Raw genomic sequence first — 20,728 nt, 5'->3', positions numbered from 1 at the left:
TTTATGCATGAACTTTCTCTTTGTGAATCGCTTGTTTCACTCCTTGAAGAGGAGATGCAAAAATTGGGGTGTGGTGCGCTTAAAAAGGTCGTATTGCAGGTTGGTCCCTTGGCATTAATTGAAGAGGGAGCGATGCGTTTTGCATTTGAAGTCGCTTCGAAAGGCACGGTAGTGGAAGGGGCTGAATTATTCATCGAGTGGATAGCCGTTAGGGGATATTGCTTGGACTGTCAAAAAGAGGCTTTAGTGTATAAAATAGGGGAGAGTTGTCCTTGTTGTGGGGGAGTCATGATTCTCTCGGAAGAGGGCAAGGATTTGAAGGTTGCAAGCATAGAGGTGGAATGAGGGCAGGGGGATGGCCTACCGGCATAGAGCAGTTAATCCTGGAACAAAAGAGAATGGCTTCCCTTGTTTTTCCTCCGTGGGAAGGCTCTCTTGGTTCGATCCGCTGCGGTGGGGTATTTATCTGTTATGAGAGGGGGAAAAGGGAAGCAGGAAAGAGGGGGGACCGGGGATGGGCTGCTTTCGTCCTGATTTTCCCTGATGGGAAAACCCAAAGCTTTTGCGTGGAAGGGAGGACTCCTTTTGATTACGTTCCCGGATGCCTGGCCCTGCGGGAGGGTCCTTTACTTGAAGAAGCCCTGCTTGGCCTGGGCAGCCTGCCCGATCTGCTTTTTGTCAACGCTACGGCAAGGGATCATCCTTATAGAGCGGGTTTAGCCTTGCATCTTGGTTTTAAGCTCGACATTCCTTCCATTGGCATAACAAGAAAACCGCTTTTGGCCGAGGGGACTTTACCTGGGAACAAGAGGGGAGAGACATCCGAACTGAGGATAGGGAATCAAGCGGTCGGCTTTTGGCTGCGCACCCAGGACAACAAGGCTCCGCTGGTCGTGCATCCCGGCTACAGGATCGATTTCGAGAAGGCCAAAGAGATTGCCCTTTTTTATACAGAAAGATATAGGACGCCCCAGCCCCTCAGGCTTGCCCGGCAACTGTCTAGGCTTTTGCGTGCGGGGATGATTCGGCCTTCGGTTTGAAGGATAATGACTGTGATGAGAAGAGAGGGAATTGTTAAGGGTAAGAAAATCGCCTATGGTAACTTGGTGAGAAAGAAAAGAGGTTATCCTTTACAGTGATTGCCCCTCGGATAGTCATCTGTGGAGCCGGTTTTGGGGGCCTTAGTGCAGCCAAAACCTTGGGTAAATGGTTTTCTCGATCAGGTCGGAGTGGAAACCTTCTCTTAATCGATAAGGAAAACTACCATCTTTTCCAACCGTTGCTTTATCAAGTGGCTACAGCGGGGCTTTCCGGTCCGGACATCGCCGTACCCATCCGATCGATCCTACGCCGCTTTCCTCAAATCAACGTCCGGATGGATGAAATTCAAGGAGTCGATCTTGAAAAACAGGCTGTTTTCCTTGCCGGCGGAACGGTGCAATACGATTATCTCATCCTTGCCCTTGGCGCGGTGACCAGCTACTTCGGGCATTCTTCCTGGAGCGAATACGCCGTCGGACTCAAGACTCTCTATGACGCCCATCGCATCCGTAGCCAGCTGCTTCGCGCTTTCGAGGAAGCGGAAAACACCGAAAACTTCCAGGATCAAGAAGAGCTTCTTACGGTAGTCGTGGTTGGAGGAGGACCTACCGGGGTGGAGTTGGCAGGGGCGATAGCCGAGCTGGCTCGCCGAGTGCTGCGCCTAGACTTCCGACGTATCGATCCTACCAAAGCCCGCATTTTGCTTATTGAAGCCGGTCCACGACTCCTGGGTGAATTTCCCGAAAGGCTCGGTCGCATCGCAGAAGAAAAACTACGGAGTCTTGGAGTGGAGGTTCGACTTTCTGCTCCTGTACAAGACCTTTGCCGACGTTCGGTGGTTCTCCCCAAAGAGACGATCCGTGCCGCGACCATTATTTGGGCGGCAGGAATCCGGCCGCATCCTTTGGCTGCAACCCTTCCCGTTCCCAAGGATCGGTCGGGTCGGCTGCTTGTGCTCCCCGACCTGAGTCTGCCCGATTATCGTAACGTTTTTGCCATTGGAGATCTGGTTTCGGTAGCTTGTGTGCCCGGTACGGCCCCGGCAGCGATGCAGATGGGCCGTCATGTGGCAAACTTGATTATCCAGGAGATTGTTTCCGGTCAGGGTCGGCTGGATAATCGAGCTCCCTTCCGTTACAAGGATAAGGGTATGCTGGCAACGATTGGACGTGCAGCCGCCGTGGCGAGAATGAGAAGAGTGGCCTTTAACGGTCCAATCGCCTGGTTTGCTTGGCTTTTCATCCACCTGTTCTATTTGATCGGGTTTCGTAATAAGGTAAGCGTCCTCTTACAGTGGATTTGGGCTTACCTTACTTACCGGCCGGGGGCCCGCATTCTCCTACGAACCGAGGAGCACAAAACCCCTCTTTGATGCAATCTCTAAACGATCTCCTCTATAGAAAGTGTCCAAGGACGCCTGCTTTGTCGATATTACCTTGGGTTAGATCAGTTCCTAAGGCTTAGAGAACAATGCAGGAGATTTTCACCCATGCTTGCATAGGTATCTAGCTTGGGATTGAGGGTTTAAAAAAGCCGCCTAAGCGGGCGGAGATCATTGAATTGGCGGGGTCGTGTTTTGACCCGTGTCCCGGTATTCCCTCGCCTTTTTTATAGAGGTGCAATACTACAAAATCCCCTTATCACAAGATTATTCTCAAGCGGTGAATAGAAAGAATGGGTGAGTTTCTTCTCTTTTGCGCAATCTTCCATCCCCCGTTCTGCTGTTCTAAAATAACGATTGTTTTTTTTCTCGAAATCATCAGCTATTAGAAGAAACTCTTCGAGGAACTCCTCTCTTTTTTCCTTGTAACTCCACTCCCCGCTCATCCTCCTTTCTGGCAGGCAATGATAAAAGACTAAAGAGTATCTGCTTGAGCGAAAAGTACAGCAGCTTCCCTGCATGGGGAATAAATTTCCGAGGAGATTTGGATAAAAATTTTTCTTGTGGAAAGGCCACCTTGAGTGGAGAAATTTCCTTTCCTTTGGCCGGGATCATGGTTTTAGCCAACCAAGAACCTTGCTCCTCCTTCTCCGATCCTCTGTGTATGGGTTCAAGATTCCTACCATGGTTTCCCTTGATGCTATGCCCCCTTCCCCGTGGTTAAATACGTTTTCTTTTGTGTGTTCTAGAGTGATTGGAGGAAGGAGGACCAAAAGGGGTTGCTTTTTTTTTGCCATCTTTTTTTTTGCAAACAATAAGTCCCTAACCCCGAATTTGGATGTACTTTCTAAACAGGGTAAGGAGTATTTTTAATTTGGGTAGAACCTTTTTGGATCTCGACAGTGATAACAGATAGGATTGATTTTGAAAGAAAGGAGGAACATATCCTCAAGTATCATTCTCTTCGGAGGGAGGATAGCTGGAGAGGGAAAAGGAAAGAAAATCAAAGTGTTTTTCTCTCTATGCATGAACTTTTTTTCTGGATTGTTCATCTCTTTCCTTGAAGAGGGGGTGCAAAAGCTAGGATGCATTGGGGTTAAAAAAGTGGTCTTCCAGGTAGTGCCCTTGGCTTTGGCTGGAGAAAAAGTAATACGGCTTGGTTTTGAACAGACCTTGGAAGGCACGATTGTTGAATGGACCGAACCGCCCGTCTAACGGGATGCCGTTAAAGGGCATGGCTTGGGCTTTCAGAAAGAGAATTTAGCGGATGGGATAGAGGGGAGTTGTCCTCATCGTGGGCAAGTGATGGTCCTTGATCGAGAGGACAAAGAGTTGAAGCTATAACATAAAGAGAAAATAACGGTGATAGACTGGCCCACTAGCATAGAGCAGTTAATCCTGGAACAAAAGAGAATGGCTTCCCTTGTTTTTCCTCCGTGGGAAGGCTCTCTTGGTTCGATCCGGTGCGGTGGGGTATTTATCTGTTATGAGAGGGGGAAAAGGGAAGCAGGAAAGAGGGGGGACCGGGGATGGGCTGCTTCCGTCCTGATTTTCCCTGATGGGAAAACCCAAAGCTTTTGCGTGGAAGGGAGGACTCCTTTTGATTACGTTCCCGGATGCCTGGCCCTGCGGGAGGGTCCTTTACTTGAAGAAGCCCTGCTTGGCCTGGGCAGCCTGCCCGATCTGCTTTTTGTTAACGCTACGGCAAGGGATCATCCTTATAGAGCGGGTTTAGCCTTGCATCTTGGTTTTAAGCTCGACATTCCTTCCATTGGCATAACAAGAAAACCGCTTTTGGCCGAGGGGACTTTACCCGGGAACAAGAGGGGAGAAACATCCGAACTGAGGATAGGGAATCAAGCGGTCGGCTTTTGGCTGCGCACCCAGGACAACAAGGCTCCGCTGGTCGTGCATCCCGGCTACAGGATCGATTTCGAGAAGGCCAAAGAGATCGCCCTTTTTTATACAGAAAAGTATAGGACGCCCCAGCCCCTCAGGCTTGCCCGGCAACTGTCTAGGCTTTTGCGTGCGGGGATGATTCGGCCTTCGGTTTGAAGGATAATGACTGTGATGAGAAGAGAGGGAATTGTTAAAGGTAAGAAAATAAATTACAATAACCTTATTACAAAGGAGAAAGACAATGGCCACATTCATCATCTTAAGCAAGCTTACCCCTGAAAGCATGAAAGAACCTTCAGAAATCAAGAACTTATCTCAAGTTGTTTCAAGTAAAATTAAAGAAGAATGTCCGGGCATTAAGTGGAAAGAAAGCTATGCAACGCTGGGAGAATATGACATCGTGGATATCGTGGAAGCCAATGATATGGCAGAAGTAGAAAAGGCGGCAATGATTCTTAGGGGTTATGGGAAAGAAATCACAGAAACGATGTCTGCCGTCCCCTGGGATGAGTTTGTTTCTTCGATTGCGCATAAGACATAGGATTGACGGTCATTTTTTTCTTAAGCTTAACTGCTAAAGAATGAGTGACCTCTCGTTGCCCATTGCGCCCACCCCGGTACAATTGCCCTAGATGCAGCAAAGAAAACGAGGGAGCGTCAAGTTCGGCGGTAGATTGAAGCCATTTGGCCCTTCAAGTCCTGCGTGGTCAATTTAAAGGATAGGGCCCCCTAGTTCTTCGGTGTTAACCTGTAGAGAGAAGAGCCCAGTTGTGGGATGCAACTGCCGGCTGCATCCAGCCTCGGTGAAGGAGGAAGCCAGCTTTGTTTCTGTTTAAACGGCAATGGGCAAGCCCGGTTAAGCCGCCATAATACAAAAAGATTAAAAGGAAATCTTGCAATTCTTGGAAAGCTGGGTATTGAAACAATGGAGAGATAATGCCGCGTGGTGCAATTGGTAGCACATCAGACTCTGGATCTGAGTGTTCTAGGTTCGAATCCTAGCGCGGCAGCAAGGGAATAATAGCCTTCCTTTACTTCCAACTTTCGGAAACGATTTGCCTCGACTTACTATAGGGATATTTCTGAACCAGGTCTTTTATGGATAATTTTTCATCTCCTTCCCTCATGAAATGGAGGAGGACGACCGAAGCCCAGTAATCGTTTTCGTATTCCGTTCCTAAAAGTTGTACAGGTACCCCTTTCCCATTAACGGTATGGCAAGCGGAACAGCTAACGGGTCCTGCATAGCGGCCATCAGCGGAATATTGCAGGGCTTGCTGGTAGGTGGTCAGGTCTATGGATTTGTCTTCGCCATCCGCTCTAACGGGATAAAGTCCATGAATCGACTCGTGGCAGGATTGGCAAGCGATCTTTCCATGAGCCTTTGAAAATCGGTATAGGGCATATTTGCGGGGTTGATCGACGGGAAAATACTTTCCTCCCTCACTCTCAACAAAGGGAGCGGCATGACAGCTGGCACATTTAGGTTCAGCCGCGGCAAGCCACCAATCGCTCCCTCCGGAAGCACTATCGTAAGGAACAGGATTACCTTCCTTGGCATTCCATGCAAGGAGTTTGAGTTTGCCATTGGCCGCTTTTGTAGCTTTAACGAGGACTGCTCCCTTATGGTTGTTGTAAAATTCATAGAGAGGATTGTTCCCGTTTTTGATTCTTGGATCGGCCATGTCCTGGAACCTTTGGAGATCGTTGCCGGCAAGGGTCTTGACGATTTCTTCTACGGGTTTGTTCCTCAAGGTCTTTCCATCTTGGGTAACGACGTTGTCCAAGTCATCGTAGTTGTAAAGTTCGTTGGAAAGCTGGTTATGGCAATTTGTGCAGGTAAGTCCCCTTATTTCCGTAATGGGTTGGTCATTTTCATCCTTCATACTCACGTTGTATAAATACCACTTTCCTAGGTCGTTCAAAAAGAAGGGAGGTTTGACTGCCGGATTGGTGTGCGCATCTCTCCGGAGGTAGCATCCCCCTCCGGCTTTTCTTTGGTCGGAGTTGGCATACTTGTTGTTACCGCTTGAATCTATAATTTGATAAGGGTTGGTTTCGAAATTATTCATGGATGGATTTTGCCAGTGGGTGGGATGGCAAGCTTGACAACTTACCGTCCTACCCGCCTTATCATTCATGTCGGAAAGGAAATTGGCATGAATGGCGTGTATGGCCTCGGTTAGCGGCCTCCCTTTTATGGCTTTATAGCCTGTTGTTCCCGGCCTTGGTTCTTGGAGGTTCCCTGAAACATTATCTCCATGACAGTCTGCACAATTTACGGATCCCACTATGCCAAGCCTGTTTGAGGAAGCATCCGGATTATAGTCTTTGAGAAAAGTCGTTTTGAACATCTTATCGTGAAGTTCAAGAAGATTGATCGAGGAAGAGGAAAGCCTGGCCATGTAATCGGATTCATCGGGATAATTTTTTTTCCAATACGCGTATTCTTTTTCGAAGAGGGTTAAGCCAGAGGCCCTTGAGAGCTTGGCTGCCTTACCCTCGCCGGAATGGCACATGACACAATTGGGAATATCTACCGGGTTGGTACCAAAAAATTCAACTTTTTTCCCTTCGACAAGGATTGGATTTCCCGAAGCGTCGTGGAGTTGGACGGTGGAATATTGGTAAGGTTGAAAGTCTCTATCGGTAATTGTCCTTATCGTCCCTTTCCTCGTCGAGTCATAAAAAGCGGTTAAAGGAAGTCCCAAGGCATCCCAAATATTGGACGCGGTTAATTTAATGGCGATATTTTTGACCTCCGGGATCATCGAATCGGTAAAGACGATGTTTCCTCCATTGTCCCCCGCGTAATCAAGGTAGCCGCCGGCTAAAGGTTTACCAGAAGGCCCGGCATCAACGGGAACCATGATATCTTTGCCGATAAAGATTCTTTTCTTTATCGACCAGTCCTTGGGAAGGGTTCCCTCCAGGTCCTTGTAAATGAAAAGGTGCTTCCATACGTAATTGGCCATGTTATCACCGGGATCGGACATGCTCCCATTCCCGTTGACATCTTTAAGGACAGACCAATACCTCATCTTGTTCCCTTCCGAATAGCTGTTGTCTTTCAAATAGTAGTAGAGCTTGATTTTATCTTCTGGAGTAAGAAGCTTGGGTTTTTTCCCATCCATCCCCGATTCTACCGCTTGAGCCTGGATAGAGTTATAAGGGGGAATGACACAGCAATAGGAAATGTCAAAACCTACGCAATGCATTCCAAGCTCATAGTTGATGAAAATGTTGTAGGGATTTTTTGGCTGATAAGCTTGTATGGTCTTTTTGTTGATTTCGTCTTTAAGTTCTACCGGTTTTAGTTGGCTTAGTTCAAAAGGGGGACTGGGGTTGTAATCCGTAACTGAAGCGGCGGCGGCAATAAAAGAGGGAAAAATTAACAGGGCAAGCAGACTATTTGTTGTTTTTTTCATTTTCCTATTCCTTTTATAGGCGGTCTATCCTTCTAAAGAGAGTCAATAATGTTAGCACATATAATAACGTACATGTCAGGATATGATTTTTGAGTGATTTTTAAAGAAAAAAATGCGGAAAAATAGGGCAAATATCGGGAAATAGATTTAGGATTTTCCCTTAAGATTAACCTGGCTTAAAAATACGTTTTCTGTGGGCTTCCCCAAGAGTAGAAATAGCCTTTCAACCGGTTAACAAGCCTTAGGGAAGGGACAATCCATTATCGAAGCCATGAACAATTTGAGAGGGGATTCCATGTTCCCCGATATCCTTTAAAAAAATCAATGCCAGCTGATCTCGGTCCAAGACTAGAAAGGTAGGCAACCTGGAGCTTGAAGTTGTTGAAAAGCTTCTTGGTATTCATTTTAAACTTTAGATTGGGGAACTTCAAGAGAATCTTGATTAGTCAACCGGTAGTAATGGGCCAAGAGGGATATGGGATGAACGGGTTGTTGATTTAATGCTTGTTCTCTTAATCCTTTTTGTATGAAAAGAAGGCAACCTGGATTTGCCGTACATACGACCGAAGCTGTTGTTTCCTTGATTCGTTCTATTTTTTTTAAAAGGAGCTTTTTAGCCATTGCTGGCTGTAGAATATTATATATCCCCGCACTCCCGCAACAGTTGTCTGCATCTTTGAGTTCAACAAACTCCACGTTAGGTAAAGACTTGAGTATTTTTCTAGGCTCATTTTTAATCTTTTGGCCATGACAAAGATGGCAGGCATCATGGTAGGTGACCCGGATGGAGTGGATAGTTAAAGAGGTCGGCTTTGGAATGCTGTAACCAATCTTTACCAACCATTCATGAATGTCGTAGACTTTTTGGTCCCACTTTTCCGCCTTTTTTCTCCACTCCGAACCTTTAGGGAAAAGCTCTGCAAAGTGCTTGAGATGAGAGCCGCAACCCGCGGAGTTGGTGATGATCCCGTCGAGTCGTTCCACGGGAAAGGCGGAGATCAATGCCTTGGCTAACTGTTGGGCCGTTTCAATTTCTCCATTATGGGCATGAAGAGAACCGCAACATCCCTGCCTGGGTGGACAGAAGACTTCGCAGCCATTATGGAGAAGGACATCAGCAGTGTCCCTGTTAATGTTTGGAAAGACTAAATCTTGCACACAACCCGTCAACAAACCGACTTTATATAGGCTTTTATTGCCGGAGGGGATTTCATGGGAAGAAATAAGTTCAAAAGAAAAGCGGGGAGCAATGGGAGGAAGTTCAAGCGCCATTTCTCTGAGTTTTTGGGGCAGGAAGGGAAAACCGTTTATCCATTTGTCCAATCCCGTTTTCTGGAACAGCCGAAGCAGCTTACCAAAGGTTCTGAGCCTAGTCGGAGAAAGGAACAAAAATTTAATCAGTAAAGTTCTCGCCGTCAGCCTAAAGAAGTTATTCAATACTTTAGACTTTTCTATATCCTGTCTTGAGGCTTCAAAAAGGGTTTTATAATCCACGCCCACGGGACAGGCTGACTGGCAGGCAAGGCAACCAAGACAAAAATAAAGCTCATGGGCGAATTCGGGTGTGAGTTCCATGGCGTTTTCCGCGATAGCTTTCATTAAAGAAATTCTGCCCCGTGGACTGTTGCGTTCAATTTTTGTTTCTTGGTAGGTGGGACAGCTAGGCAGGCACATTCCACAGTGGATGCATTTTTGCAGAATAGACCGATCCAAGGTTGAAAGAGAAGAGTTGGAACTGATGTTGTTCATTCAAAGTTAATCGAAGATTTTTCCAGGATTTAAGAGACGGTCAGGATCGAGAACGTTTTTTATTTCTTTAAGGAGTTCAAGGCTCTCTTTTGAATATTGGAAAGGAAGAAACTCTTTCTTTGCTAACCCTACTCCATGTTCACCCGTAATCGTCCCATTGAGTTCAATAGCATAAAGGAAAACCTCTTTCATGGCCTTGTTAATTTTTGTCATTAACTGGCTGTCTTTTTCATTGGCTAAGAATACCGGATGAAGATTCCCATCTCCCATGTGTGCATAAACCGCTATTTCGACTCCATTTTCTCGAGAAATTTTTTGAATTTGGCGAATCATTTGAGCTAAAACATTTCTTGGAACAGTGATGTCTTCTAAAAGGACGGTGGGGGCTTTTCTTGCAAGAGCAGAAAAGGCAACTTTTCTTGCACTCCAGAGTTTTTCTTGCTGAGTTGAATCTTCGGCGATCTTAATCTCTAAGGGCTCATGCTTTTTGATGACGTTGGAGATTTGTATAATTTCTTCCTGTACTGCTTCGGGGTGTCCGTCGGATTCAATAAGCAAAACCGCTTCGCTTTCCTTGGGGAAGCCTGCAGCAGAGTATTCTTCAATACAATGGATGGTTTTTTGATCGAGGAATTCCATTGCGCTTGGGATCAATGCTGAAGCGATAATCGCTGAGGAAGCTTCGGATGCTTTCTCTAGGGAACGAAAGGAAGCAACGATAAGCCGCCTGGCCTTGGGCTTTGGGAGGAGTCGAAGCAATATTTTTGTCACAATACCTAGGGTTCCTTCAGAACCGATAAAAAGATCTTTCAAAGAGTATCCCGCAGAGTCTTTCATGCACTTATTCCCTAGCCATAAAACTTGACCCCTAGGGATGACTACCTCCATACCCATCACGTAGTTTCGAGTGACACCGTATTTTAATCCTCTAATGCCTCCAGAATTATGCCCGATATTGCCGCCTATGGTGGAAATTTTGTAAGAGCCTGGATCTGGAGGGTAGAAAAGCGAGTATTTTTCCGCTTCCTGTTGGATAGCCTGGGTCGTAACGCCCGGTTCTACCAAAAGGGTAAGGTTAGCCGGATCAATTTCAAGGATTTTTGTCCATTTAGCCATGGAAAGCACTATCGAGTTTTCTGCAGGAACCGCTCCACCGCATAAACTCGTTCCTGATCCGCGGGGAATGATAGAAACGTGGTTTGATTTAGACCATTGAAGGAGCCAAAGAATGTCTTCAACATGGCGAGGGAAAACGACGGCTAAAGGCAAGCGCTGAAAAATGGCCGTAGCATCAAAGCTATAAGGAATCAGATCTTCTTTTTGCAACAAAAGACAGTCTTTAGGAAAATATTCCGTCAAGCTCTTTAGAGCTCTATCTCGATGAACAAGACGATTCATAATGATAAAAAGAACCCAATAAGGACTAAAGTCTGTTGGCTTTCATCTCCTTAATAATGTATTCAGCTTGACGAATGGCCAAAGCGGAAATGGTAAGAGTCGGGTTTTCGCAGGCTCCGGTAGGAAATAAGCTTCCATCTGAAATAAAGAGATTTTTTACCTCGTGGCATTGCCCATAACCGTTGGTGACCGAAGTATCGGGATTGGTTCCCATCCGACATGTTCCTAAGTTGTGGGTGGCTGGATAGGGAGGTGTATTGAATACTTTTATGGCTCCGGCAGCCTCATAAATTTCTTTGGCTTTTTGCCATGCAAACTCTCTCATTTTTATGTCATTGGGATGATCGTTAAAGGTAACGACGGGTATAGGCATCCCAAAGCGATCTTTTTTTTCTTTATGAAGACTAACCCCATTCGTTTCTTGGGGGATATCTTCACCCACGATCCACATGCCCGCAACATGGGTGTAATTCTCCATAAGGTTCTTAAGAGGATCTCCCCATAATGCAAGAGCATCAGGGGAGGAAGTCTTTGGACCTGGTCTAATAAAAACGGATAAAAAGGCTGGCCCAAGCATAATGGTTTCAAGATGAAATCCTCCTACAAAACCTCTTTTGGGCTCATTATTGGCAAAATCTTCAATAAGCCCCATCATTGTTATCCCTTTGTAGGCATGAACAGGATTAGGAAAAATAGCATAAGAGGAGGCGGTGAGATGGCGCATGTAATTTTTGCCTACCATTCCACTGCCATTAGCTAAACCGTGGGGAAATTGTGAAGATTCGGAGTTTAACAAAAGTCTTGCCGTTTCAATACTGTTACAAGCTACACAAATAACTTTTGCCTTTACGGAATGAAGATTACCTGTGGCATCAGCATAGACAACACGGTGGGCTTTTTTCTGCGTATTTGTTTCTATCCGAAGAGCTTGACATTGGGGTCTTAAATCCAAGTTTCCTGTTTGCTCTGCTTTGGGGATGGCTTCATATAAGACATTCCATTTGGCTTTAATGGTACATCCTTGAAAGCAAAAACCACATTGATCACAAGGGGGTCTCCCATCATAGGGAATACTATTAATGGCCATAAAACCCGCTTTAGCCTTAATGCCAAGTTTATCAGCCCCTTTTTTCATCACTAAAAAATTGGTATTCCCCGGTTGCAATGGCATAACACGGCCTGAGACACCAAGAAGCTTTTCCGCTTTTTCATAATAGGGAAGAAGTTCCTCATAGCTAATAGGCCAATCAGCAAGATTCGCTTTTGGAAGCTTTCCATAGATGGATTTGACTTGAAATTCCCAGGGTTGAATGCGCAATGAAGCTCCGGCCCAATGTAGAGTTGTTCCTCCTACCGTTTTACACGTCCAAGCGGGAAGACCGGTTATGTCTTTTCCGCGGGTTTCACGAGGATCCAACCAAGCTGTTTTCAAGAACATTGCCCATTCATCATTTTCAAAATCTTTTTCAGGATCGAGTCGAGGGCCTGCTTCAAGTGCGACAACCTTTACCCCTTGAAGACACAGTTCTCGGATTAAATTTCCTCCGCCCGCTCCCGTTCCTATCACACATACATCAAAAGTATCATTTGAAATAGTAGCCATAAAGAGATCGCTTTTCGTTTCTTTTTTGATTTACCAACCAAGTTCATCAAACCCCTTGTTAACGTAACCCCCAAGGTATTTGCCGTTTTCGTTCATTGATGGCCCAGGATAACCAAGGGCGGTCCAGACGCCTCGGTCATTATAAAAATAGGCAAGAACTTGGTTAAGAAGATCTTGGAAAACTTGCTGCTGTTCGGTTTTCTTGACTAAAAGGGTGCTTTCTGAAAGAGAAAGTTGGTAAAAATCTCTTTTAAATAGGTCCTGGGCTGAGTTTTGAAGATGATCAAGATAGGATTTCAACTTGTTTTGTTCAAATGGAGGAGGACCCTGTGAAAAGGATTGAACGATTCGATCAAATGTTATTTTTTTTGCTCGATCAAAGGCTTCTCCTTGATGGGGGACAACGACACGAATAAACATTTCAAGATTTTTTTGTTGAATAGGATTGAGGAAATCAGCCTTTTGATTATTTGAGGAACCGACTTCGGTTAGCGCAGAAGCGGCCAAAAAAGTTTTGTCAGCACTGCAACATGCGCCAAAAGATAATTTCTTTTCTAAAAAAAAGATTGCTCCTGCAAAGAGAAAGAAGAATTTTCTGCGTGAAATATTCATAATTGAAAGCAGATTAGCTGCAACTTCTGTTTTTTAAGAAGGATTATCCTTTTTTTCTTCTATGAGCTCAATTTCATAGCCATCAGGAGCATCAATGAAAGTAAAGTATTGTCCATTCTCTGCTTGCTGAATTTCATCCGTAAATGGCCATCCCATTTTATCACATCGGATACGCGCTTCTTTAAGATCAGGTACCGAAAAAGCCAAGTGCGTAAGGTCAGGCGGAACAACCACATTACCACTTCCCGGGTATTCACAAAGTTCGAGAAGTTCTTGGCTTTCCGGAGCCTTTAAAAAAACCAATTTTGATCCCCTTGGAGAAGTAATTCTCCCTACTTCTTGCAATCCAAGAACATTTACAAAATAGGATACGGCTTTTTCTAGGTTGGATACTCGATACCTGGTGTGTAGAAAACGATGTACCATCATGACTCCTTTTGTTTTTCTAAGTTGTTGAGCAAGAAATATGCCAGAAATAATAAAAGAAAAATAACTAGAGATTTATATATAAAATGTAGCGGATGATGCAGATATCTATAAGAAATGATGCATTATGCAACAATATTAAAAAATTAAATGAAAAGTAAAGTAATCAAAGTTGCCAATTTTTTGTATTACCCTAATTATCAACATAAAATGATATTTTTTTTTGATTGGCATAAAATATGCTCAAAAGAAATCGTGTGCAACAAACACATAGAGAAAAAATAAAATAGGAGGTGCTTAATGGCAAATGAACGCATAGCAACTGCAGGAGCAATGGAGGTAACGACCAGTATTGAAGTTGTTCCCAAAAAAGAATATTTCAATAACTGGAGGTTTTATCTCTATTGCATCTTATTATCGCTCTTTTATGGGGCTTGTATGCTTTATCAAAGAGCTTTTGCTATAACAAAAGGAATTGATTATACCTCACAAGAATTCCAGCAATACTGGATGACTCTTTTTTGGGGTATAACCATAATGAATGTGGTTATATGGGCTGTAACGTGGGGATGGATATGGTATGTATATAGGGATAGACATCTTGATCAAGTAACTCCAGGAGAGGAGCTAAAAAGATGGTATTCAAATTGGCTTCTGACTCTTGGAGTATATGCGTGGGCTTTGGTATGGGCTGTGTTTTTTGTTGAGCAAGATGGGGTTTGGCATTCTTCAATGGTCAGAGATACGGAGTTTACTCCAAGTCATATTTTTAATTTTTATCTGAGTTGGCCAATTTTTATTAATTTTGGAGTTGCAGGTTTAATGCTTACTCGAACGAGGCTACCTGTAATGGGTAAAAAGTGGTTGCTTCCTTTAGTTATGGAAGTGGCCTGGCCAATTATGTTTATCCCATTAATTGGAGAAAATGAGTGGGGACATAGTGCTTGGATACTTGAAGAATGGTTTGCTGCCCCGCTGCATTGGACGTTTGTTCCCTTTGCATGGGCTGCTGTATGGTTTTTAGGCAACGGTTTTGACATGTTTCCAAGGATAGCTGCTGTTTTAAAGGCAACCTATTTTGGAGAAAAATGCATGTCTGCTGCGGAAGCAATGGAAAATCCTGAGGAAGCCACAAATCCGGTACACACGTTACCCGGAATGTAAAGAATAAGGAAAATGCAAACAAGGGGAGAGGGGTATTCTTTTTAAAGCCCCTTTCCCCCCATAAATTCAAGAGGAGTAATTAAATGCAAACTCAGACTATTAAAACTTCCCCTGAATTGCAGAAGGAAGGATTGGAAATTGGAAAAAGAATACAATTTGTTGCTTGGGTTATTATCGGAATGACCGTTACGGTAGGAACCTTTGCATCCCAATCGTTATTGGAAGGAGATTGGAGTTTTTGGATTGATTGGAAAGATCGGCGTTATTTTCCCATATTGGGAGTTATTTCTTACATGTTAATGTTGGTCAGCGTTCAGTCAGCCTGTTGGATTAAAGCTAGACTACCAATGGGTATGACACTATGTGCTGTTGGTATTAATCTATGGCAGTGGTTCGAAAGGTATATTAACTGGTGGGGTTGGTTTAGTTATCCAATGAATGAACTCTTTCCAGAAACCGTAATACCTTGTGCAATAGCTGCTGATTGCGTGCTTTTATTATCAAAGAAGCTTTTGTTAACTTATTTGTTTGGCGCATATGCTTTTGCTTTGACATTTTATCCGGCGAATTGGGTAATGATTGCCCCATTTCATCAACCAATTGAAGCTTTAGGTCAAACTTTGAGTATAGCAGATTATATAGGATTTTCTTATGTTCGGTCTGCCATACCAGAATATTTAAGAATGATAGAAAGCGGAACATTACGTACATTTGAAGGAGGAGCTTTAGGACCGGCTATATTTTTTAGCGGTGTAGTTGGTATAGCCATATATGCAATTTTCTGGTGGATAGGAGATCAATTTACAAGAAATCGTTGGGTAAAGAAAATATAATATTGTAACTACGTATACAAATAAAAAGAGGGATAAATTATGAAAAATAACAACATTAAAGGATTATTTTTAACGTTTATCAGTATTATTTATGGGGTATTGATGCTGATCAATGCTCCACCGGTATATTCATCTGGAATTGGTGAAAGAGCACAAGAAGCTATTCTGAGGATGAGGACAGCTCAATTCTATGATGTAAGATTTTCTACAAATCATTTAAAAGTTGGGGAAGATTTGGTCGTTACTGGAAAGGTAATGATTCTACCTATTTGGCCACATGAACTAGGATTTTCAGGTATTGGATACATTAACTTTTTTGAGCCAGGCCCAAGACTTGTACGTAAAGAAACAGTGGTAAACGGCCAACCCCTATTTTCAAGTATGATTATAAAATTAGGAGATAACTATGAATTTAAGGAAGTTCTTACAGCTAGGCAACCAGGAAATTGGCCCGTTGGTGTAACCATGAACATAAAGGATATAGGCCCAATTGTAGGACCTTCAATCAAGGTTGCTATAGATCCTTCCAATTCACCTTTTACATATATAATCAAAACATTGACAGGACAGACGGTAAACTTAGAAAATTATGGCTTGAGTAGAGCGTTTGGTTGGTCAATGTTATGGGTGTTTTTAGGAATAGGATGGTTATATTATTGGCTGATACTTAAACCTACAGCCCCAAGACTAGGCCTAGCATATTTAGAAAAAGAAGAGGAACTTATTACAAAAAAAGATACACAATTTGGTCTTTTGTTCCTTGCTATAGTGGTGATTCTTGTCTTTGGCGGTGCATTTATTACATCAAAACAATTTCCGATTGTTGTTCCTTTGCAGAAAACATTCGTTAGAATAGATCCTTTGGCTCCTGAACCTGCTTTTGTAGAAGCTAAGGTGACCAAAGCAACATATAACGTTCAACAGCGTAGCCTGGATTTTGATTTACAAGTTACAAATAAAGGTACTGATAAAGTCTATTTAAAAAGATTTCAAACGGCTAATGTTGCCTTTCTAAATCCAAGTGCACCTAACAACCAGTGGGCTTCTGATTCTCCGGAAGTAAACGGAGGAGAATTACAAATTACACCGTCTGAACCTATTCTAGCTGGTGAAACAAAAACACTTCATGTCAAAGCTCAAGGTTCTGCGTGGGAAGTTGAAAGATTATCAACCATATACAAAGAAACAGCTTCACGATTTGGAGGACTACTCTTCTTTAGTGATACAGAAGGAAGAAGAAATATTATAGCGATAGCAGATCAATTCGTAGTACCTGTTTTTGAGTAATGTATATAGATAGGTTATATCAATATGCAAAAAAAACATATGTTAATATATTATTCATATTTATACCAATAATATATAGCTATAATATATTATATGCTAAAGATATAAATGATGATTGCAGATTTATCACAAATGAATATTTTGCAGCACATTTTGAAATATATCCCGCAAACATAATATCAAGCAATAGCATATGTTTTATTAAAAACATGTGTAACATTAGCCCAAATGTAGGGATGCAAACATTAGTGTATGATATAATTGGAGTAGCTAATATATTAGAAAATAAAACAATAAATATATCCATAGCCTATAAAAATAGACCATATCAAAATATATATACATTTAGTGATAAACCTATAAATGGAGTTATATGCAAAAAGTTATATTTAAATCAAGGAAAATATATTACCAATGTAGAGATTGTGATAAATGATGAAACAGAAAAATTACTTAACAAATATGGTATTTTTTTAAATAGTAGAATAATTCAATTCAAATTCTTATTTAATATAAAAGATGGATACAATATTGAAGAACTCTGTTATAGAATATTAGAGGTATTATCTATAATATTAGTTATATGTTCATTTATAGGATATCTTTTTATTAAAATGTATAGATAAAACTATGCTCATAATATAAATAACATGAAATTAACTTCTAGTATATCTATAAATAATTATATTAGGTGGTATCATGATATATCATTACAAGATATATGTCATGTGGGAGGTAAAAATGCTTCATTAGGAGAAATGACCAGAGAGCTATCCTTTAATGGAATAGTCGTTCCAAAAGGTTTTGCTATTATAGGATGGGCATACGATCAATACATAAAATATAATGGATTAAGAAGTATAATAAATGAATATATAAATAAATTGGATTATAACAACATAAATGATATAAAAAATGCAAGTAAAAATATTAAAAAATGTATCATAAATGGAAAATTCCCTAGAGAAATAAAAAGTAGCATAATAGAAGCTTATCATATTCTATCGCAAGAATATAATACTAATGAAGTAGATGTAGCTGTTAGATCGAGTGCTACAGCTGAAGATCTACCAAATGCAAGTTTTGCTGGGCAACAAGATACATTTTTAAATATTAAAGGTGAAGAAAGATTACTCCATTCTATCAAACTATGTTATGCTTCGATATATTCTGATCGAGTATTACTATATAGAAAGGAAATGGGATATGATACATTAAAAATATCAATGTCAGTTGGAATACAAAAAATGGTAAGATCAGATTTAGCTTATTCTGGAATAATGTTTACCATTGAACCTGAATCTGGTTTTAAAAATATTATTGTCATTAATGCCTCATATGGTCTTGGCGAAAATATTGTACGTGGCAATGTCAATCCAGATGAATACTATATATTTAAAGAATTAATTCATAGCAGATATAATCCGGTAATTAAAAAAGTTTTGGGTAGGAAAGAAAAAAAACTAATATACTCTAATACAAATAACAATGAAATAAATCTAATAGATATAGATGTTCCTATCATTGATCGTAATAAATATGTTCTTAGTAAAGAAGAAGTAATAACATTATCAAAATGGGGTATAATAATAGAAAAACATTATAGTAAAAAATATGGAAAATATACCCCGATGGATATTGAATGGGCAAAAGACGGTAATGATAACAATATCTATGTTTTACAAGCAAGACCTATTACAACAAAAATTAATAACGAAAATAATATTATAACAATATATAAAATTGAAGAGAAGGGGAAAGTAATAATTGAAGGTACACGTATCGGTGAAAAGATTATCAATGGAACTATAAAAAATATAAAATCTATTAATGAAGCGCATCGATTTAATATAGGAGATATTCTTGTTACAGAAAATACTGATCCTGATTGGGAATCCATAATGAGTAAAGCATCAGCTATTATTACTGATAAAGGGGCAAAAACATGTCATGCAGCAATTATTTGTAGGGAATTAGATATACCAGCAGTTATAGGGACATATAATGCTACAAAAATATTAAAAGATGATCAAAAAGTTACCGTTGTATGTATTGAAGGCGAAAAAGGACAAGTTTATGATGGTATAATTAACTATAAAAAAGATATAATAAAAATAAATAAAAAAATAATAACGCAAACACGCGTCATGATGAATATTGGTAATCCACAAAAAGCAATTCAGTTATCTTCATTACCAAATGATGGAGTAGGTCTAGCTAGGCAAGAATTTATATTATCAAACTATGTTAAAATACACCCTTTAGCATTAATTCATTATAATAAATTATCTTCAAATGATACTAAAAATATCATAGATAAAATAACTGAGAATTATACTAATAAAGAAGAATATTATATAGATAAGCTAGCGGAAGGTATTGCTTTAATTGCTGCAGCATTCTATCCAAAAGATGTTATACTAAGACTCAGTGACTTTAAGAGTAATGAGTATATTAATTTAATCGGAGGAGCTGAATTTGAACCACAAGAAAGGAATCCGATGATAGGTTTTAGGGGTGCTTCCCGATATTATAATAACAGATATAATCAAGCATTTAAATTAGAGTGTTGTGCAATAAAAAAAGCTCGTGATGAAATAGGGTTAAAAAATATAAAAATTATGGTTCCTTTTGTCAGAACTATTATGGAGGGTATATGCGTTATTGAAGAATTAAATAAAAATGGAATAAATCAAGGAAAAAACGGTACAGAAATCTACATGATGTGTGAAATACCAAGCAATATTATATTAGCAGAAGAATTTTTAAATATATATGATGGTTATTCTATCGGGACTAATGATTTAACACAATTAATATTAGGTGTTGATAGAGATTCAGAAATTATCTCCTATATATATGATGAAAGAAATGATGCTGTTAAAAAATCTATATCCAATGTTATTAATGTAGCTAAGAAAAAAAATAAAAAAGTAGGAATATGTGGAGAGGCTCCTAGTCTGTATGAAGAATTTCTTAAATTTTTAATTATTGAAGGAATAGATAGCATATCAGTCAATCCAAGCTCTATTCAGTCTATAAAAATCAAAGTGTCTGAGTTAGAAAAAAACATAAAATATGAAAAAGAGGAGGTATAATGAAAATGTTCTATCATAAATATATTAAAAAAATCACTATAAGTATAGCAATGCTAATTACTTCGTCATGCATAAGCTTATTTGCAAATACAGATAACGATATTATTATTAATAAGGATGATGATTATTCAAAATCCTATGATGAACAGAAAAAAAAGCTTATCGAACATAATGAAATCAATAAACCAAAACCTTATCATCTATTTGTATTAGGAGGATTTGGTCCAGCCTTTCCTTATTCAGGAACTTCTACTTTAAATGGAATGACAACTGATGTAGCTAAAAATTATTCATATGTACCTGCTGTACAAGTAGGTATTTTATGGTATGATCCTGATAGATGGAAACATTTGACTTTTGGAGTTGCCTTTGTAGGCGCTTTTCTCGGAAATCAAAGCTTGTCTTATGTCCAAGGCTTACAGAAAATGGATAATAATTCCGCTATTGGAGGATTTTTAGGTCTTGCTGCTATTGTTGGATACGTCACAGGAAAATTTGTTCCCTATGTTGGTGTAGCCGGTGGAGGAGTTCTTTTAAGTCTTGAAAGCAGTAATATAAATTTAGGTAGTGTCTGGGGTAGTTGGTATTCTCCAGTTGTCGGATTTAATTATCTTATTGATAAACACTGGTTTACCGGAGCTTCGTTATTCTGGCTATTCGATCAAAATCTGAATGGATATCATAATACTCAAGCTGGTATAAGGTCATTTAATTTAAATCAAGTATATGAGCCACTCTTAACGGCAAACCTAGGATTCATGTTTTAATACAATAAGATATAAAAAGTTAGCTAGCTAATATGTATTAGC

At 40.7% G+C, this 20,728-nt stretch carries 18 protein-coding genes and 1 tRNA gene; 13 read left to right on the top strand and 6 right to left on the bottom strand.

Annotation, left to right across the window (positions count from 1 at the left end):
- The first annotated feature begins 3 nt into the window (after positions 1–3).
- The 7 genes from hypA (at position 4) to MINF_RS07095 (ending at position 5,331) form a co-directional block, all read left to right on the top strand.
- Positions 4–345, top strand: coding sequence for a hydrogenase maturation nickel metallochaperone HypA (gene hypA, locus MINF_RS07135; protein WP_012463946.1), 342 nt, complete (start codon positions 4–6; stop codon positions 343–345).
- Complete coding sequence (locus MINF_RS07130) at positions 342–1,040, top strand: endonuclease V (RefSeq protein ID WP_012463945.1); 699 nt, start codon at positions 342–344, stop codon at positions 1,038–1,040. The genes hypA and MINF_RS07130 overlap by 4 nt, the downstream gene beginning before the upstream one ends.
- 95 nt (positions 1,041–1,135) lie before the next feature.
- Positions 1,136–2,413 carry an NAD(P)/FAD-dependent oxidoreductase gene (locus MINF_RS07125; RefSeq protein WP_012463944.1) on the top strand — a complete coding sequence of 426 codons (1,278 nt, stop codon included), beginning with the start codon at positions 1,136–1,138 and terminating at the stop codon, positions 2,411–2,413.
- A gap of 933 nt (positions 2,414–3,346) precedes the next feature.
- Positions 3,347–3,637 (top strand): hypothetical protein, encoded by a 291-nt coding sequence (locus MINF_RS11465; RefSeq protein ID WP_187146927.1) that lies wholly within the window; start codon positions 3,347–3,349, stop codon positions 3,635–3,637.
- A 198-nt stretch (positions 3,638–3,835) separates the two neighbouring features.
- A complete protein-coding gene (locus MINF_RS07105) occupies positions 3,836–4,477 on the top strand; it encodes an endonuclease V (RefSeq protein ID WP_048810504.1) in 642 nt (213 codons plus the stop codon).
- A gap of 85 nt (positions 4,478–4,562) precedes the next feature.
- Positions 4,563–4,862 (top strand): GYD domain-containing protein, encoded by a 300-nt coding sequence (locus tag MINF_RS07100; protein WP_012463937.1) that lies wholly within the window; start codon positions 4,563–4,565, stop codon positions 4,860–4,862.
- A gap of 396 nt (positions 4,863–5,258) precedes the next feature.
- Positions 5,259–5,331 (top strand) — tRNA-Gln (locus tag MINF_RS07095).
- 21 nt (positions 5,332–5,352) lie between these two features.
- Here the strand turns inward: MINF_RS07095 and MINF_RS07090 are convergent.
- From MINF_RS07090 to MINF_RS07065, 6 genes are all read right to left on the bottom strand, one after another.
- Positions 5,353–7,749, bottom strand: coding sequence for a cytochrome c3 family protein (locus tag MINF_RS07090; RefSeq protein WP_012463936.1), 2,397 nt, complete (start codon positions 7,747–7,749; stop codon positions 5,353–5,355).
- 405 nt (positions 7,750–8,154) lie between these two features.
- Complete coding sequence (locus tag MINF_RS07085; protein ID WP_048810248.1) at positions 8,155–9,498, bottom strand: (Fe-S)-binding protein; 1,344 nt, start codon at positions 9,496–9,498, stop codon at positions 8,155–8,157.
- 6 nt (positions 9,499–9,504) lie between these two features.
- The gene (locus MINF_RS07080) at positions 9,505–10,896 is read right to left on the bottom strand and encodes an FAD-binding oxidoreductase (RefSeq protein WP_012463932.1); all 1,392 of its coding nucleotides are present in this window, start codon (positions 10,894–10,896) and stop codon (positions 9,505–9,507) included.
- Positions 10,897–10,921: 25 nt separating this feature from the next.
- On the bottom strand, positions 10,922–12,499 hold the full coding sequence (locus MINF_RS07075; RefSeq protein WP_012463931.1) for a GMC family oxidoreductase: 1,578 nt from the start codon (positions 12,497–12,499) through the stop codon (positions 10,922–10,924).
- A gap of 30 nt (positions 12,500–12,529) precedes the next feature.
- The gene (locus tag MINF_RS07070) at positions 12,530–13,111 is read right to left on the bottom strand and encodes a hypothetical protein (protein ID WP_012463930.1); all 582 of its coding nucleotides are present in this window, start codon (positions 13,109–13,111) and stop codon (positions 12,530–12,532) included.
- Between the two features lie 33 nt (positions 13,112–13,144).
- Positions 13,145–13,540: a VOC family protein gene (locus tag MINF_RS07065; RefSeq protein WP_012463929.1), complete on the bottom strand. Its 396-nt coding sequence runs from the start codon at positions 13,538–13,540 to the stop codon at positions 13,145–13,147.
- A 297-nt stretch (positions 13,541–13,837) separates the two neighbouring features.
- On the opposite strand from MINF_RS07065, the gene MINF_RS07060 reads away from it, so the two are divergent.
- From MINF_RS07060 to MINF_RS07035, 6 genes are all read left to right on the top strand, one after another.
- The gene (locus MINF_RS07060) at positions 13,838–14,701 is read left to right on the top strand and encodes a methane monooxygenase/ammonia monooxygenase subunit C (protein ID WP_012463927.1); all 864 of its coding nucleotides are present in this window, start codon (positions 13,838–13,840) and stop codon (positions 14,699–14,701) included.
- Between the two features lie 83 nt (positions 14,702–14,784).
- Entirely contained in the window at positions 14,785–15,534 is a 750-nt protein-coding gene (locus MINF_RS07055; RefSeq protein ID WP_012463926.1) for a methane monooxygenase/ammonia monooxygenase subunit A, read from the top strand.
- A 39-nt stretch (positions 15,535–15,573) separates the two neighbouring features.
- Positions 15,574–16,821 (top strand): bacterial ammonia monooxygenase, subunit AmoB, encoded by a 1,248-nt coding sequence (amoB, locus tag MINF_RS07050; RefSeq protein ID WP_012463925.1) that lies wholly within the window; start codon positions 15,574–15,576, stop codon positions 16,819–16,821.
- Positions 16,821–17,447 (top strand): hypothetical protein, encoded by a 627-nt coding sequence (locus MINF_RS07045; RefSeq protein WP_048810247.1) that lies wholly within the window; start codon positions 16,821–16,823, stop codon positions 17,445–17,447. Before amoB ends, MINF_RS07045 begins: the two co-directional genes overlap by 1 nt.
- Before the next feature lie 24 nt (positions 17,448–17,471).
- Positions 17,472–19,919, top strand: coding sequence for a phosphoenolpyruvate synthase (gene ppsA, locus MINF_RS07040; RefSeq protein WP_012463924.1), 2,448 nt, complete (start codon positions 17,472–17,474; stop codon positions 19,917–19,919).
- A complete protein-coding gene (locus MINF_RS07035; RefSeq protein ID WP_012463923.1) occupies positions 19,919–20,686 on the top strand; it encodes a hypothetical protein in 768 nt (255 codons plus the stop codon). Before ppsA ends, MINF_RS07035 begins: the two co-directional genes overlap by 1 nt.
- Positions 20,687–20,728 lie beyond the last annotated feature (42 nt).

Origin of the sequence: Methylacidiphilum infernorum V4 (assembly GCF_000019665.1) — a bacterium.
Classification (GTDB): domain Bacteria; phylum Verrucomicrobiota; class Verrucomicrobiia; order Methylacidiphilales; family Methylacidiphilaceae; genus Methylacidiphilum; species Methylacidiphilum infernorum.
The sequence above is the reverse complement of the archived record's forward strand: the minus strand, read 5'-3'. Positions and strand labels throughout refer to the sequence as shown.